The sequence below is a fragment of the Aminobacter sp. MDW-2 genome, assembly GCF_014250155.1.
Taxonomy (GTDB): domain Bacteria; phylum Pseudomonadota; class Alphaproteobacteria; order Rhizobiales; family Rhizobiaceae; genus Aminobacter; species Aminobacter ciceronei.
Genome location: NZ_CP060197.1, coordinates 1,105,191 through 1,120,386, shown reverse-complemented (window position 1 = coordinate 1,120,386; position 15,196 = coordinate 1,105,191). Strand labels below are relative to the sequence as shown.

The 15,196-nt window shown below is 64.6% G+C and carries 15 protein-coding genes; 7 read left to right on the top strand and 8 right to left on the bottom strand.

Annotation, left to right across the window (positions count from 1 at the left end):
* Positions 1-2: 2 nt before the first annotated feature.
* The 3 genes from ftsY to dapF are packed head-to-tail and all read right to left on the bottom strand — an operon-like array spanning position 3 to position 3,914.
* Positions 3-1,733 (bottom strand): signal recognition particle-docking protein FtsY, encoded by a 1,731-nt coding sequence (gene ftsY / locus H5P29_RS05430; protein ID WP_154386757.1) that lies wholly within the window; start codon positions 1,731-1,733, stop codon positions 3-5.
* A 13-nt stretch (positions 1,734-1,746) separates the two neighbouring features.
* Entirely contained in the window at positions 1,747-3,030 is a 1,284-nt protein-coding gene (gene mtaB / locus H5P29_RS05425) for a tRNA (N(6)-L-threonylcarbamoyladenosine(37)-C(2))-methylthiotransferase MtaB (RefSeq protein ID WP_154386758.1), read from the bottom strand.
* Positions 3,030-3,914: a diaminopimelate epimerase gene (gene dapF / locus H5P29_RS05420; RefSeq protein ID WP_067956046.1), complete on the bottom strand. Its 885-nt coding sequence runs from the start codon at positions 3,912-3,914 to the stop codon at positions 3,030-3,032. The genes mtaB and dapF overlap by 1 nt, the downstream gene beginning before the upstream one ends.
* Positions 3,915-4,134: 220 nt before the next feature.
* Between dapF and H5P29_RS05415 the strand changes: the two genes are divergently transcribed.
* Both H5P29_RS05415 and zapE read left to right on the top strand, forming a co-directional pair.
* Complete coding sequence (locus H5P29_RS05415; protein WP_067956044.1) at positions 4,135-4,680, top strand: protease inhibitor Inh/omp19 family protein; 546 nt, start codon at positions 4,135-4,137, stop codon at positions 4,678-4,680.
* A gap of 23 nt (positions 4,681-4,703) precedes the next feature.
* Complete coding sequence (gene zapE / locus H5P29_RS05410) at positions 4,704-5,891, top strand: cell division protein ZapE (protein ID WP_067956042.1); 1,188 nt, start codon at positions 4,704-4,706, stop codon at positions 5,889-5,891.
* Here the strand turns inward: zapE and H5P29_RS05405 are convergent.
* Entirely contained in the window at positions 5,877-6,602 is a 726-nt protein-coding gene (locus H5P29_RS05405) for a ceramidase domain-containing protein (RefSeq protein WP_154386759.1), read from the bottom strand. The two genes, zapE and H5P29_RS05405, sit on opposite strands and share 15 nt — an antisense overlap.
* Positions 6,603-6,802: 200 nt before the next feature.
* On the opposite strand from H5P29_RS05405, the gene H5P29_RS05400 reads away from it, so the two are divergent.
* The 4 genes from H5P29_RS05400 (at position 6,803) to H5P29_RS05385 (ending at position 10,020) form a co-directional block, all read left to right on the top strand.
* A complete protein-coding gene (locus tag H5P29_RS05400; RefSeq protein ID WP_154386760.1) occupies positions 6,803-7,579 on the top strand; it encodes a thioredoxin family protein in 777 nt (258 codons plus the stop codon).
* 373 nt (positions 7,580-7,952) lie between these two features.
* A complete protein-coding gene (locus H5P29_RS05395) occupies positions 7,953-8,339 on the top strand; it encodes a DUF2794 domain-containing protein (protein ID WP_067956035.1) in 387 nt (128 codons plus the stop codon).
* A gap of 140 nt (positions 8,340-8,479) precedes the next feature.
* A complete protein-coding gene (locus tag H5P29_RS05390; protein WP_154386761.1) occupies positions 8,480-8,998 on the top strand; it encodes a GNAT family N-acetyltransferase in 519 nt (172 codons plus the stop codon).
* A complete protein-coding gene (locus tag H5P29_RS05385) occupies positions 8,995-10,020 on the top strand; it encodes a histone deacetylase family protein (protein WP_154386762.1) in 1,026 nt (341 codons plus the stop codon). The genes H5P29_RS05390 and H5P29_RS05385 overlap by 4 nt, the downstream gene beginning before the upstream one ends.
* On the opposite strand, the gene H5P29_RS05380 is transcribed toward H5P29_RS05385, so the two are convergent.
* Positions 10,021-10,572, bottom strand: coding sequence for a DUF308 domain-containing protein (locus H5P29_RS05380; protein ID WP_067965929.1), 552 nt, complete (start codon positions 10,570-10,572; stop codon positions 10,021-10,023). It abuts the gene before it with no gap.
* A 237-nt stretch (positions 10,573-10,809) separates the two neighbouring features.
* On the opposite strand from H5P29_RS05380, the gene H5P29_RS05375 reads away from it, so the two are divergent.
* Positions 10,810-12,876 (top strand): bifunctional diguanylate cyclase/phosphodiesterase, encoded by a 2,067-nt coding sequence (locus H5P29_RS05375; protein WP_154386763.1) that lies wholly within the window; start codon positions 10,810-10,812, stop codon positions 12,874-12,876.
* A gap of 13 nt (positions 12,877-12,889) precedes the next feature.
* Here H5P29_RS05375 and H5P29_RS05370 read toward each other — a convergent pair whose 3' ends face one another.
* Genes H5P29_RS05370 through H5P29_RS05360 form a run of 3 tightly spaced genes read right to left on the bottom strand, consistent with a single transcriptional unit; the run spans position 12,890 to position 15,161 of the window.
* Positions 12,890-13,753, bottom strand: a complete 864-nt coding sequence (locus H5P29_RS05370) for an SDR family NAD(P)-dependent oxidoreductase (protein WP_154386764.1) — start codon at positions 13,751-13,753, stop codon at positions 12,890-12,892.
* A 37-nt stretch (positions 13,754-13,790) separates the two neighbouring features.
* Positions 13,791-14,234: a nuclear transport factor 2 family protein gene (locus tag H5P29_RS05365; protein WP_067956027.1), complete on the bottom strand. Its 444-nt coding sequence runs from the start codon at positions 14,232-14,234 to the stop codon at positions 13,791-13,793.
* A 21-nt stretch (positions 14,235-14,255) separates the two neighbouring features.
* On the bottom strand, positions 14,256-15,161 hold the full coding sequence (locus H5P29_RS05360; RefSeq protein WP_067956025.1) for an NAD-dependent epimerase/dehydratase family protein: 906 nt from the start codon (positions 15,159-15,161) through the stop codon (positions 14,256-14,258).
* Between the last annotated feature and the right edge of the window lie 35 nt (positions 15,162-15,196).

Genomic DNA, 15,196 nt, shown 5'->3' with positions numbered 1-15,196 from the left:
GATCAGGCGACTCCTGCGATCGCCTTGGCGAAATCGCTTGCCGAAAAGGGTTCGAGATCGTCGACCTGCTCGCCGACGCCGATGAAATAGACCGGCAGCTTATGTTTGGCGGCGATTGCGACCAAAATACCGCCGCGCGCCGTACCGTCGAGCTTTGTCATCACCAGCCCGTTCACACCTGCGACATTGCGGAAGATCTCGACCTGATTGAGCGCGTTCTGGCCGGTGGTGGCATCGACAGTCTGCAGCACCGTGTGCGGGGCTTCGGGATCGAGCTTGCCGAGAACGCGCACGATCTTTTCGAGCTCGGCCATCAGTTCGGCCTTGTTCTGCAGGCGGCCGGCGGTATCGATGATCAGCACGTCGGATCCGGCGGCCTTGGCCTGCTCGAAGGCATCGTAGGCGAGACCGGCGGCATCAGCGCCGAGCTTGGTGGCGATGACGGGCGACTTGGTGCGTTCACCCCAGATCTTCAGCTGCTCGATGGCCGCAGCGCGGAAGGTATCGCCGGCGGCGAGCATGACAGACAGCCCGCCTTCGGTGAGCTTGGCGGCCAGCTTGCCGATGGTGGTGGTCTTGCCGGTGCCGTTGACGCCGACGACCAGGATGACATGCGGCTTGTGCGACAGGTCGAGCTCCAGCGGAAGCGCCACCGGCTTCAGCACCTTCTCGACCTCGACCGCCATGATCGAGCGGACCTCGTGGTCGGAAACGTCCTTGCCATAGCGGCTCGCCGCCAGCGCGTCGGTGACCCGAAGCGCGGTCTCGACGCCGAGATCGGCGCGGATCAGCACGTCTTCGAGGTCCTGCAGCGTGTCTTCGTCCAGCTTGCGCTTGGTGAAGATGCCGGCAATGTTGCCCGACAGTTCCTTGGATGAGCGCGACAGGCCCTGGCGCAGGCGCTGGAACCAGCTCTGGCGCGGCGCGGGCGCCGCCACTTCGACGATTTCGGCCTTTTGCTCGACCTTCTTCTGGACGGTGACCTTGCCGGCCGAGGGTTTCGGCTCAGGCGCAGAGGAAGCCTGTACCGGTTCAGCGGGAGCGGGAACGACAACAGGTGCAGGCTTGCGCAGCGCTGCTACCGGCTGCGCTTCCTCGGCTGCCATCGCCACAGGCACAGGCGCTTCGGCTGCGATCGGCGCAGGCTCCTCGTCGACTGGCTCGACGGGACGTGGTTCAGCCACAGGTTCCGGCGGTACAGAGGCAGGCGCCTCGATGACGGGCTCTTCGACAACCGGCTCCGTTTCAGGGGCACGCATTGTCGGCTCGGGCGCAGAGGGCACCGGCTGAGCCGGAACTTCTTCGGGCAACTCCGGCGTGGACGGCTCAACCGGCGGCAGCGGAACCTCCGCCGGCGTTGGCTCCGGCTCGACCGGGCTCGGCGCAGGCACGGGCTGTTCGGCTGGCTTTTCCGGCTCGACAGCAGGTTCTTCCTGCGGAACGGGCTGCGGCCCGGGCTCGATCGGTACCGGCTGTTCGGCCGGCTTTGGCTCCGGCACCACTGGCGGCGTCGGCGGCGTTTCTGGAGCCGGCTCCGGCGTCGGCTCTTCGATCGGAACGGCCGGTGTCTCCCCGGCAACAGGCGTTTCCGCTGCGGCCGGCACCTCTTCCGCCGGCTTCAACGCTTCCAGAGCGTCAAAATTCAGCGGCGGCAGAACCTCGTTCTCGGCCGGCTGCTCGACAGCCTCCTTCTTGCCGAAGGAGAAAACTTTCTTGATGAACCCGAATGCCATGCGGTCGCTTTCGTCAGGCCGCGCGCGCGGCGGCCGGTGCCGCTGTCAGCCGCTCGCCGTCATGTCCGGCGATGTCGACTTCCATGATTTCACCCGCCATGCCCCTGTCGATCGCAACGAGCGTAAAACCTTCCGTCCGGCCGAGCCCCTCGCGCTCGACAAGCACCTTCTGGCGCGAACCCTTGAGGCTTTCGAGATGGTGCGTATAGGCGACGTCGCCGGCAGCGCGCAGGCGGGCGGCGCGCAGCTTGACGATGTCGCGACGAACCTGCGGCATGCGCGCGGCGGGCGTGCCCTCTCGCGGGCTGAACGGGAAAACGTGGAGATGGGTCAACCCACACTCCTCGACGATGCGGATCGAATTCTCGAACATCTCGTCGGTCTCGGTCGGAAAACCGGCAATGATGTCGGCGCCGAAGACAATGTCGGTGCGAAGCTTGCGCACATCGGCGCAGAACTGGATCGACTGGTCGCGCAAGTGGCGGCGCTTCATGCGCTTCAGGATCATGTCGTCGCCCGACTGCAGCGACAGATGCAGATGCGGCATCAGCCGGCTCTCGGTAGCGACCGCTTCGAGCAGGTCCTCGTCGGCCTCGATCGAATCGATCGAGGAGAGACGCAGGCGGCGAACGTCGGGAACCTGGCGCAGAATGGTCTTGACCAGCTTGCCCAGTCGCGGCGCGCCCGGCAGGTCGGCGCCATAGCTGGTCATGTCGACGCCCGACAGCACCACCTCGGCATAACCGTTGCCGGCCAGGCGCTTGATCTGCTCGACCACCGCGCCCATCGGCACCGAGCGCGAATTGCCGCGGCCATAGGGAATGATGCAGAAGGTGCAGCGATGGTCGCAGCCGTTCTGCACCTGGACGAAGGCGCGTGCGCGGCCTTCGATGGCATCGACCATGTGGCCAGCCGTCTCGCGCACGGAAAAGATGTCGTTGACGCGGGCCTTCTCGAAATCGTTGACGCCGAAGTCCGGCAGCGCCCGGTAATTGTGCGCCTTGAGCTTTTCCTCGTTGCCGAGCACGAGGTCGACCTCGGCCATGTCGGCAAAAGCCGCCGGGTCGGTCTGGGCGGCACAGCCGGTGACGATGATGCGTGCGTCAGGGTTCTCGCGGCGCGCCTTGCGGATCGACTGCTTGGCCTGGCGCACCGCTTCGCTCGTCACTGCGCAGGTGTTGAATATGACCGCGCCGCCCTTGAGTTCTTCAAGGCCTGCGGCCTTGGCCTCGCGCTTCATCACCTCGGATTCGTAGGTGTTGAGGCGGCAGCCGAAAGTTACGATGTCGACCGCCATCAGGCGACGTCCTGCTGATCGCGACGCCAGGCGCCGGTCGCCGGATTGAAGCTGCCGGAGAATTCCCACTCGGCGGGACCGGTCATGACGACATGGTCGTCGTTGCGCCAGTCGATCTGAAGCGTACCGCCGCTCGGCACGGTGACTGTCACGCTACGGCCGGTACGGCCGGTGCGCGCGGCTGAGACGGCAGCAGCACAGGTGGCCGAACCGCAAGCCAAGGTCAGGCCGGCGCCACGCTCCCAGGTGCGCAGGTTGAGCGTCCCGGGCGAGGTCACCTGGGCGATCGAGATGTTGGCACGCTCGGGAAAGATCGGATGGTTTTCGAGCAGCGGGCCGAAACGGTCGAGATCGTAGGACCAGACGTCGTTGTCGACCCAGAAAATGGCGTGCGGGTTGCCCATCGAGGCGACCGAGGGCGAATGCAGCACAGGCTGGTCAATCGGCCCGATCTGCAACTCGATGGCGCGGGTGTCGCGGAATTCTTCCGCCAGCGGGATGTCCTGCCAGCCGAAGCGGGGAATGCCCATGTCGACCGAGATCGAGCCGTCCTCATGCTCTTCGGCATTGAGGATGCCGGCGACAGTCTCGAAGGTGAACACCTTCTGTCCGGTCTCGGCGGCCAGCGCCTGGACGACGCAGCGCGTGCCGTTGCCGCAGGCCTGGGCATGGGTGCCGTCGGAGTTGATGATCTCGATGTAGTTCACGGTGCCCGGGGTGCGCGGGTCGTGGATCGCCATGATCTGGTCGAACTTGGTCGCCGGATCGGCGGCAAGCGCAATCGCCGCGGCAGGCGTAACGCGGTCCGCGCGACCGCGCATGTCGGCAACGATAATGTCGTTGCCGAGCCCGTTCATCTTGGCGAAAGGGGCCTCAATGGCCATGGTCGGTAAGTCTCGCGGCTGTTTGGGGCCTATATGGCGGAAACATCACCGAATTACCAGTCTCGCGGCACGTTGGCCTATTGAGACAATTTTGCAACAATTTCATACGCAAACCCTATTTTAACCATATCAGGTTGAAATTCTGCCAACTTCGCCGCTTTAGAGGCGAATTGTCGATCGCGCGGGGGCGCCCCCAGAACTGCCCCACGGAGGGAATGCAATGGCTTTTTCGAAAACCGGCCTGCTGGCCGCATCGCTGGTGGCGCTTCTGGCTGCAGCTGGCTGCAACAGCACGCGCCTTTCCTCGATGGACACCCAGCCGGCCCCGCTGCCCGCGGCGCCCGCCGGCACTGTCACCAGCGGCCAGCTGCCGCCGCCCTCGGCACCAGGCGCCGCCGCAGGTGCTTCGCAATTTCCGGCCGCGCCGGCACAGACCCAGGTCGCGGCCCTGCCCGCCGACGGTGGCGCTGCCGCCGCCAACGCACCCGACATCACCGCAACCAGCGTGGCTGGGGTGTGGAGCGCGTCGGTTTCCGGCCAGAGCTGCAAGGTGGCGACGCCGCAGACCAAGTTCGGCCAGGGCTTCCGCGCCGGCCCGCTGCGCTGCCCGGCTCCGATCGATGGCGTCAAGTCGTGGAACGTCGCTGGCAAGCAGCTGACGCTGTTCGATGAAAGCGGCTCGCCGCTGGCCAGGCTCTATCAATCGGGCGAAGGCCGCTTCGACGGCCAGACCTCGAACGGCCTGCCGATTTCGCTGAACCGCTGACATCTCGGCAGCCAGAGTAAATCATGCACGTTCGTGACGGCCTGCAGACTCATGTGACCGTCAGGCAGCGTTATGACCACCTGGTCGAGAGCGGCAGCATCCGCAGCGACCAGGCCCAGCTTCCGATCGTGGCCGCACTGGACCGGCTGATCGACGAGATTTCCGAGAAGAGGCTGGCGCGCAAGTCGAGCGCGCTGGGTTGGCTGTTTGCCCGGCGCAAGCCGCAGCACGAACACGTCAAGGGCCTCTACGTCCATGGCGGCGTCGGCCGCGGCAAGACCATGCTGATGGACATGTTCTTCGAGCTGGTGCCGGTCAAGCACAAGCGTCGCGTCCATTTCAACGACTTCATGGCCGACGTGCACGACCGCATCCAGAGGCAGCGGGCGGCGCGCAAGAACGGCACCTCGCGCGATGACGACCCGATCCCGCCGGTGGCGGCGGCACTGGCCGAGGAGGCCTGGGTGCTGTGCTTCGACGAGTTCTCGGTCACCGACATCGCCGACGCGATGATCCTGTCGAGGCTGTTTTCGGCGCTGTTTGCCCAAGGCGTGGTGCTGGTCGCCACCTCCAACGTCGCGCCGCGCGATCTTTATCGCGACGGGCTCAATCGCCAACTGTTCCTGCCCTTCATCGGTATGCTCGAGCAGAACACCAACGTGCTCAACCTCGATGCCGACACCGATTACCGGCTGGAGAAGCTCGATCGCGTGCCTGTCTATATCAGCCCGCTCGGCGAGGCTGCCGACAAGGCGATGGACAAGGCCTGGGCCAGGATGACCCATGGTGCCGCAGCTGAGGCGGCCACCGTCGCGGTCAAGGGCCGCAAGGTCGCCGTGCCGGCGGCCGTTCCCGGCTGTGCGCGCTTCGGCTTCGCCGATCTCTGCGAAAAGCCGCTTGCGGCGCGCGACTATCTGGCGATCACCGCACACTACAAGACCATTTTCGTCGACCATGTGCCGGTTCTGGCAGAAGCCAATCGCAACGAGGCCAAGCGCTTCATCCTCTTGGTCGACACGCTCTATGACCAGCAGATCAGGCTGGTGATCAGTGCCGCCGCCACGCCCGACAAGCTTTATGTCGGAAAGCGGGGACACGAGGCCTTTGAGTTCGACCGGACGTCGTCGCGGCTTATCGAGATGCAAGGCGCCGAATGGCTCGACGGCTGGGCCGAACGGCACGCCGAGCCGGCAGCTTCACTGGCCGGGTAAGGCACCGTCCGCCGTCAAACGTGCTGGATTTTCATGAACTGCCCGCGCTGTACGTGGCCTGCCGTAGCGTGTCGTCGCGGCAAGCAGCACGCCGAGCATCAGCCCATCGAGCATATGCCACATGAAATGCGTGCCGATCGGCATGGCGTCGCAGACCAGCGGGTCCATGACCCGGCAGGTGACGGCGCCGAGGAAGATGACGGCGGCGGCGATGTTGTACCAGCCGGCACGGCTGCCGCTGGCGATGACCACCCAACCGAAGAAGATCAGCGCCAGGAACGGCGGCAGGTAGCCGCTAGTGCCGTTTGAAGCTGTGCGCAGCCAGTCCGGCACCATGTAGGTGACGAACCCGACAGCGACATAGAAAGCAAAGAAGATCACCAGCGCTTTCGGCCATCCCATGCCGGCGAAGCGGCGCAGGTTGAACAGCGAATAGACCAGCGTGAAACCGGCGATCGGGACGATGTCGCCCCATTTGGTCGCCTCGTTGGCAAACGTATGGAACAGCGTCGAGCCGATGCCGATCGCCACCACCCACCAGCCCAGCACCTCGACGAAAGTGCCGGCATCGCGCCGCCGTGCCTCGTAGACGCCCCACAGGCCGGCGAGGAAAAAGGCGAGATTGCTTGCGGCATTGAACGGCTCGGCCCACAGACCGATGTCAGTGCGCTCGCAATAGAGATCGAGATGTTGGCTGAACTGTTCCAGCATCACCTTGCCTCACCACAGCCCAATTCTACCGCCGCCAGCCAATTTTCATAACGGTAATTTGTCCCGACAGCCTGACGCAGCGGAAACTTCACTTGTTGATAATTTCACCGCAACGTGACTTCCCGTTGAATGGCGCTTCTGCCACATATTTCAGCAACTACAAAAAGGCCGGTTTCGCTGGCTGAGGATCTGGATCGGTCATGGAGTTTCGCAGATATTTTCGGCTGGCGGCCGTGGCGCTGGCCTTTGCCGGGTTTACCGGAGCAACGCATGCCGACTCGACAGCCAAGGCACCCGTGCGCCCGCTCGGCGTCATCGAACTCTTCACCAGCCAGGGCTGCAATTCCTGCCCGCCGGCCGATGAACTGTTTGCCAAATTCGCCGCCCAGGACGACATGGTCGCGCTCGCCTATCACGTCACCTACTGGGATTATCTCGGCTGGCAGGACGAACTCGGCAGCAAGGACAACACCGACCGGCAATATGCCTATATGCGTGCCTTCGGCGCGCGCTCGGTCTACACGCCCCAGGCCGTCATCAATGGCCGCACCCACGTAAACGGCGCCAAGGGCGAGGATGTGAATGGCGCGCTCGCCAACCTCGCCGAGACCGGCCAGGGCATGAATGTCGACCTCAAGGTGACCGACAATGGCGATACCTTCACCATCGAGGTCGGCGCCGCCACCGGCCCGGCCAGCCCGGCCCATGTGGTGATCGTGCATTATCAGCCGCCGCAGGTCGTCGACCTGCAGAAGGGCGAGAACAAGGGCCGCAGCGTCACCTACTGGAATGCCGTCACCGACCTGCACACCGCTGGCATGTGGCACGGCCAGACGCAACGGTTCGAGCTGCCGAAGAGCGAAGTGGAAAAGAAGGGCGGCTGCGCCGTGCTGTTGCAGGCTGTCGGCAAGGATGGCGTACCGGGCCCGATTCTCGGCGCGGCTGTCGTGCGCAAGCCGTCGAAGACGGCGCTGTAGATGCAAAAAAGCCGACGCAGGCTTGTGGCCAGACGTCGGCTTCAGATTTTGGGATCGTCGCCCTCGTCCTGAAAAGGAACCGAGGTTGGTTCGATCCGACTCTAGCCCGTGGGCGGGGGGCTTGGGGTTTACGAGCCGGTGCCGGACCGAACCGTCTCAGGCAACACGGGTAAATTCGTCGGACAATGGGGCGCCAGCGCGGATAAAAAACGGCAGGAATGTGGCGAGTCATCACCAATTCCGACAGTCTGTTTCGCAAACGTTACCGCTGCGGCAAGCTACCTTACACTCTTCATACAGGTGTTACTTGTTGCATTTCGGGTGCGAATGCGCGATTCTTTAGCCGAGGTCATGTTCTGCAAGGGAACGATTGATGACTGATCGCGGTGCTGGGGCGGAGGATGGCGAGCCATCCGCGGTTTTGATCCCGCTCCATGAGGCCCGTCGGGAGCGACAAGAACTCCCGGTGGCATTCGAGAGACGGGAACTCGACCAGATTCTCAGGCTCTATGGACGCATGGTTGCCGCCAATGAATGGCGCGACTACGCCATCGACCATCTCAGCGACCGCGCCGTCTTTTCGGTATTTCGCCGCACCAGCGAAACGCCGCTATTCCAGATCGTCAAGGATCCCAGGCTCGCCCGCAAGCAGGGCGCCTTCTCGGTCATCGCCGCCGGCGGCCTGATCCTCAAGCGCGGCCACGAATTGGCCCGTGTGCTCGGCGTCTTCGACAAGCGCCTGAAGGTGGTGGAAGCCTAAAGTCGTCTCGACCGGTGCGCCAAGCGCGAGTTGCAGCGCATCGGGCCATGATGCCGCGATGCTTGCGCCAGAGACCGAATCCCGCTCCCCGGCCCTTTCCTCGATGCTATCAATACCGCGACTGAATGCGGAACAAGCCAATGGGCGCCAAGAAGACAGAACCGGCCGCCATTCTCATCCGGCCGGCAACCACTGGCGATTCGCCGTTGCTGATGAAGGCGATCATCGGCCTTGCCGCGCATGTCGGTGAGGCTGACGGCATCGCCTGCACGGAAGACGACATCCGGCGTTTCGGCTTTGGCGAAAAGCCGGCCTTTGAAGCGGTCATCGCCGAGATCGACGGCGCTTTCGCTGGCATGTGCCTGTTCTTTCCGATCTTCTCGACCTGGTATGGTCGTCCGGGCGTCTTCGTGCAGGACCTGTTCGTCGACCAGCAATTCCGCAGCTTCGGCATCGGCGAGCGGCTATTGCGCCATGTCGCCCGGCTTTGCCGGGACAGAGGCGGCGTCTACATCAGGCTCGCGGTCGATGAGGACAATGCGCGGGCGCATCCCTTCTACACCAGGCTCGGCTTTGCCTGGACGAAGGACCAGAGGTCCTACATTGCCGGCGGACCGACATTCCAGGCGCTGAGCCAAACGACGGGGGAGCCGGAATGAAAACCTTCTATGCCGAGGAGCAGAAGCGGCACGACCCCAAGGCGTTCCTGTCGATGGGAATGCAAAAGCCCAATCCGGAACAGCCCGAACGCGTCGAGCGCCTGCTGGCGGGCTCCCGGGCGGCCGGCTCGACGATCCATCGCCCGGCCAGCTACGGCCTCACCCCGATCGCTGCGGTCCACACGCCCGAATACATCGAGTTCCTCACCCACATCTTCGAGCGCTGGCAGCGCATGGAGGGCGCTTCCGCCGAGGTCATTCCCAACGTCCATCCTTTTGCCCGCAACGGCAGCTACCCAGCGGGTGCGGCCGGCCAGGCCGGTTACCACATGGCCGACACCGCCTGCCCGATCTCGGCAGAGACCTTCGACAGCGCCTGCTGGAGCGCATGGAGTGTTGTCGCCGCCACAGAGGCTGTGATGTCGGGTGAACCGGCGGCCGACGCGCTGTGCCGCCCGCCCGGCCATCATGCCTTTGCCGACGTCGCCGGCGGCTTCTGCTTCTTCAACAATTCGGCCATCGCCGCGCAGCGGCTGCGGGCGACCGCCTCGCGCGTCGCCATCCTCGATGTCGACCTTCATCACGGCAACGGCACGCAAGGCATCTTTTACGCGAGACCGGACGTGCTGACAGTGTCGCTGCACGCCGATCCGAGCCGCTTCTACCCGTTCTTCTGGGGCCACGCCGACGAGCGCGGCGAGGCTACCGGTCTCGGCTACAACCTCAACCTGCCCTTGGCGCGCAAGTCGGGCGATACCGAGTTCCTGGAGGCGCTCGGCCACGCCGTCAGCCGCATCCGGGCCTTTGCGCCCGACGCGCTTGTCGTGGCACTCGGGCTCGATGCCTTCGAAGGCGACCCGTTCGGCGGCCTGTCGGTGACGACATCGGGCTTTGCGCGCATCGCCGAGGCGATTGCCCAGCTAAGGTTGCCGACTGTCATCGTCCAGGAGGGCGGCTATCTCTGTGACGCGCTCGGCGACAACCTGACCGCCTTCCTCACCGGTTTTTCCGGCGCGAACTAGTTAGCGCGCCGCGCGAATGCTCCAGGCGCGGTAGAACAACAGCAGCGCATAGGCGAGCATCAGGATCATGGCGATGCGCAGCAGCGTTTCAGCGCTTGAAAGCGGCACGAACATCAGCGCCAGGCCAAAGGCGGCATAGACCGCGCCGCCGACAAGTGTCGGCCACAGCCGCGTCTGCCGCTCGCTATCGAGAAAGCTCGACGCCATCTCGATCAGGCCGACGAGCAGCGCCAGCAGGCCGACGATCCATGTCAGCGCCGACAAGGTGAACACGCTGGTCAACAGGCCGCTGGCGACGACGATCGCGCCCGCGGCGATCGACAACAGGTTGCGGACCAGCCCGAGCGTCTGGCCGGTCGTGCGTGGCGGCGAGCGGTCGAGCGTCACCAGGCCCAAAATGCCGTCGACGAGCAACAGCCCGCCGCCGACCAGCACCAGCAATTGCACCGCCTGGGACGGATAGAAGAAGGCGACCAATGCCGCCGCCGCGATCAGAACTCCCCGCAACGCCGTCAGCGTCGCGTCGAACCGCTTGGTCTTGCCGTCGGCCATGCCCTGCTCCTGCTTAGACTGAGACAACCATTTGTCGAAGAAATGCGCGCGGTTCGCAACCGTGATGCTGTGATAGCCTTCCCGCGGCGGACAGCTCGCGGGCAGCGCGTACACCGCGACCTGATGCGCGTACCGCGTGAATAAAAGCCTGCTTAGATTAGGAATTTCTTTCATCTTTCGGGAGGAGACTTAGCTACGGCCTGACCAGACAGTCTTGGCGGGCATGGGGGCGTGGCAATGTTCAAGGTCATTTCCTGTCTTGCTTACGAGCATGACTATTCGTTCGTCGTGGTCGCCGCGATCGTCTGTATTGCCGGCGCGGCCATGACTATTCGGCTTTTCGAGCGTGCCTCTCGTCTCTCGGCCAGTGCCCGCTCCTCTTGGATCATGCTTTCCGGCATCGCCTGCGGTGCCGCGATCTGGACCACACATTTCGTTGCCATGCTTGGCTTCCAACTGCCGTTCGAGGCAGCCTTCGACCCGCTTCTGACCATCGCCTCGCTGCTCATCGCCATCGCCTTCACCGCCGCCGGACTGCATCTTTCAGCGAGCCCGCCCAATGGACTGCCGGTCGAGACGGGCGGCGCGGTGATCGGCGCGGGTGTGGTTGCCATGCATTTCACCGGCATGCGCGGCTTCGAGATCGCCGGCCGCATCGAGTGGGATGCCGGTCTCGTCGAGGCCTCGATCCTGTTTGCCGTAGCCTTCGGCGCACTCGCCATGCATCTGGCGGCGCGGCAGCGCATTCGCTACGCCAAGCCGCTCTCGGTGCTGGCTCTCGTGCTTGCCATCTGCGCCATGCATTTCACTGCCATGGGCGCTGCCACCATTGTGCCCGATCCGTCGGTTCCGGTGCCGACAAAGGTGTTGTCGAGCGAGTTCCTCGCCGTTCTGGTGCTCGCCACCATGGCGATCATCGCCGGGCTGACGCTTTACGTGATGGACGCCAAGTCGCAGCGCGAACTGGTCGACAGCTTCCGCCATGCCGCCCAGCACGACCCGCTGACCGGCCTGCCCAATCGCGCCTTTCTGTCCGACAACCTGCCCGGCATGCTCAAGCGCAGTGCTGCCGCCGGCAAGGAAGCCGCTGTCATCGTGGTCGACCTCGACCGCTTCAAGGAGATCAACGACGTCCACGGCCACCACGCTGGTGACCTGCTGTTGCAGACGGTGGCCAACCGGCTGAAGATCCTGACCGGCCCCGGTGAACTGGTGGCGCGCGTCGGCGGCGACGAGTTCATCGCCGTCAAGCAGGACATTTCGAGCAAGGAAGAAGTCGATCGCTTCGTCATCAGGCTGATTTCCGGTGTGCTCGACCCGATCCAGAACAAGTCCAAGACGTTGTCCGTCGGCGCCAGCATCGGCATCAGCCTGTTCCCGCACCACGCCAGCGACGCCGACGAGCTGATCGGCGCGGCCGACCTTGCCATGTACCGCGCCAAACGCGCCGTAACAGACAAGGTCTGCTACTACGACCGCTCGATGGACGAGGGCCGGCGCGAGCGCAGCGCGCTCGCCATGGAACTGCGGCACGCACTGGAGCGCGACGAGTTCGAACTCTATTACCAGCCGCAGCTCGACATGAAGACTGGCGAGGTCACCGCCTATGAGGCGCTGCTGCGCTGGCATCATCGCGAACGCGGCATCGTTGCGCCGGAAGAATTCATCCCCATCGCCGAGGAGAATGGGTTGATCATCCCAATCGGCGAGTGGGTGCTGAAGACCGCCTGCGCCGAGGTTGCCGGCTGGCGCAAGCCCTACAAGATCGCCGTCAACATCGCCGCCGCCCAGCTGGTGCAGGCCGACCTGACCAAGGTTGTGCATGAGACGCTGCTTTCGACCGGCCTTGCGGCCTCGCGGCTGGAGCTCGAGATCACCGAGGCCAGCATCATCGAGGACCGCGACCGCGCCCTGCACGTGGTGCGCCAGCTCAAGGCGCTCGGCGTGACCATCGCCATGGATGATTACGGCGTCGGCTATTCCTCGTTGTCGACGCTGCAGATCTTCCCCTTCGACAGGGTCAAGATCGACCGCTCCTTCGTCGAGGACGTCAGCAATGACAGCGCAGCCGCGGCGATCGTGAGGGCAACGATCCTGCTCGCCAACGACCTGCGCATCCCGGTTCTGGCCGAAGGCGTGGAAAAGCGGGAAAGCTTCGAGTTCCTGCGCGCCGAAGGCTGCACCGAGATGCAGGGCTTCCTGTTCGGCCGGCCGTTGCCGCTGTCTGAGATTGCAAGCCTCGTCGGTCGCAACGAAGCTCCCGGCAACATGCGCTCGGAACTCCAGCGGTCGAGCGCGGCCTGAAGCCTGTCAGGCCTCAGCGCGCTTCCGGCCGTGGCGTGTAGCCGTCGGACTGGATGACAGGCAGGTGCGTCCAGGCGTCGTTGGCCATGCGCATCCAGGCACCGGCGGCAAGCGCGCCGCCATCGACAAGGATCGTCGTGCCCGACACCCAGCCTGACAGCGTGTCCGACGCCAGGAACAGTGCGGCACCCGCCGAGTCCGAACCCTCGCCAAAGCGGCCAATGGGGAACCAGCGCTTGAGGTGCTCGAGATTTTCCTTGGGCACGCGCGGCGTCGCCACGATCTGCGCCGAATTGGTGGTCTCGGGCGCAATGGCGTTGACGCGGATGCCATGCTGGCCAAGCTCGACGGCGAGGCTCTGGGTGAAGCCGGTGACCGCTGCCTTGAAGGCCGAATAGACAACCGTCATCGGGATGCCGCGGAAGGCCTCGATGGTCGAAACGTTGATGATGCTGCCGCCTTGCCCACTTGCCCGCATCAGCGGGATCGCCGCCTTGCTGACATGGAACATGTGCAGCAAGTTGACGTGGTAGAGCGCGTTCCATTCGGCCTCGGTCGACTGCTCGAACGGCGTCTTGAAGCCGAGATAGTCGCCGACATTGTTGACCACCACATCGAGCCGGCCGAAGCTGCCACGCACCGCTTCGACAAGGCGCGCCACGTCATCCGCCTTGCGTACGTCGGCTTCGACGACGAGGTGATCGGGGCCCAGCGTCTCGCGCATCGATGTCACCCGAACGGGGTCGATCTCGGCGACAGCAACCTTCATGCCGGCGCGCGCAAAGAGTTCGGCCGTGGCGCGGCCGATGCCAGCGCCGCCGCCGGTTACCAGCGCGACTTTGCCGGCGAGGCCAAGGATGGAGATTTCGTCGGGCATCTTAGTCTCCGCAGTCGATGGTTCCGGCGCCGGCAGCTCAGCTCGCCGCGTCCTGCGCCTCATATGTGTGGGTGCCGACCACCACCAGCTCGCGGCGCGCAACGCGCCATCCGTCAGGGGTGCGGACGAAGCGATCCTGGTAGCGGATGGTCATCTCGTAGCAGAGGTAGCGGCCGGCCGGATCGCGGAAATAGTGTCGTGCGATGCAATATGTCTCGCCTTCGGCACCGCCCTCGACCGGCCTGACCGCCTGATTGAGCACGGCATGGAAGGTCTTGAGATAGCGGCCGGCGACCATCGCTGGAATGCCGCGCAGTTGGGCGAGACCCTCGAAGGTCCCACGCGGCGCGATGACCGCGCCATCAGCGGTGAACTGCGCGGCGAGCAGGTCGCCATCGCCAGTGTCGACGGCATAGGCATAGCGCTCCGACACCCGCCGCAGCGCCACTTCCATCAGCAGATCCGCCTGATTGTCGGCCATGACGTCCTCCCCGGAGAAGCGCTACCGGCCCGAGACCTGCGCGAAGACCTCGCGCAGCGCCCGCTGCACGTCGTTGCGGCGATAGCCGAGCAGCTTGGTCTCCTCGGCCTCAGGCTCGTAGGCGAGGATGTTGCCACGGCCCGGAACGATGAACATGTCGGGCAAAAGCGGGTGCTCCTCATTGCGCTCCTCGACCCGGTGCGGATTGCCGACGGCGTCGAACAGCGACTGGAAATACTGCTGGAACGTCAGGTTCTCGTCGCCGACCAGATAGGCCTTGCCGCTCTCGGCGCGCTGGAAAGCTCCCCAGATGGCTTCCGCCAGCGACTGCACCGACATGTAGTTTGTGCCGCCCGGCGGCGCGAAGATCGGCATCTGCGTCTCGCCGCGCGCATAAGCCATCAGCGTCTCGTAGCGCTTGGTCGGCAGACCCTGGACATAGCCGACGATCGACGGCGGGTTGAGCGTCGAGACGTTGAAGTCGGCGGTCGCAAGCGCACGCACGCCTTCGTCGGCAAGGCTGCGGCCACGCACATAGGCGTTTGTCTCCACCAGGTTCGGCATGACCTGGTGATAGTAGCTGCCGATGTGGACGACGCGACGGACGCCGGCCTTGCGCGCCAGCTCGACGAAGGTCGGCACGCCCTCGATCTGCATCTTGGTCCAGAACTCGTTCTCGTCGACGCCCTTGGGCAGGTGGCGGATGTCGTTGCCGGCGGCAAACAGGATGCCGTCGAATGGCGAGAGGTCGGCAGCCGAGAAATCACCCTTGGTGTAGTCGCCATAGATGGTCGGATAGGCCGCCATCGGGGTCGTCTCGGGTGCCGGCTTGCGTGCCGCCAGCACCACTTCGTTGCCTTGAGCCTTGAGGTAGGCGGCGGTGTGGCCGCCGATCATGCCCGTTCCGCCAATGATGAGGATTTTCATGCGCGCGCTCCCGGGCATCTGCAAAAAAGATGGCC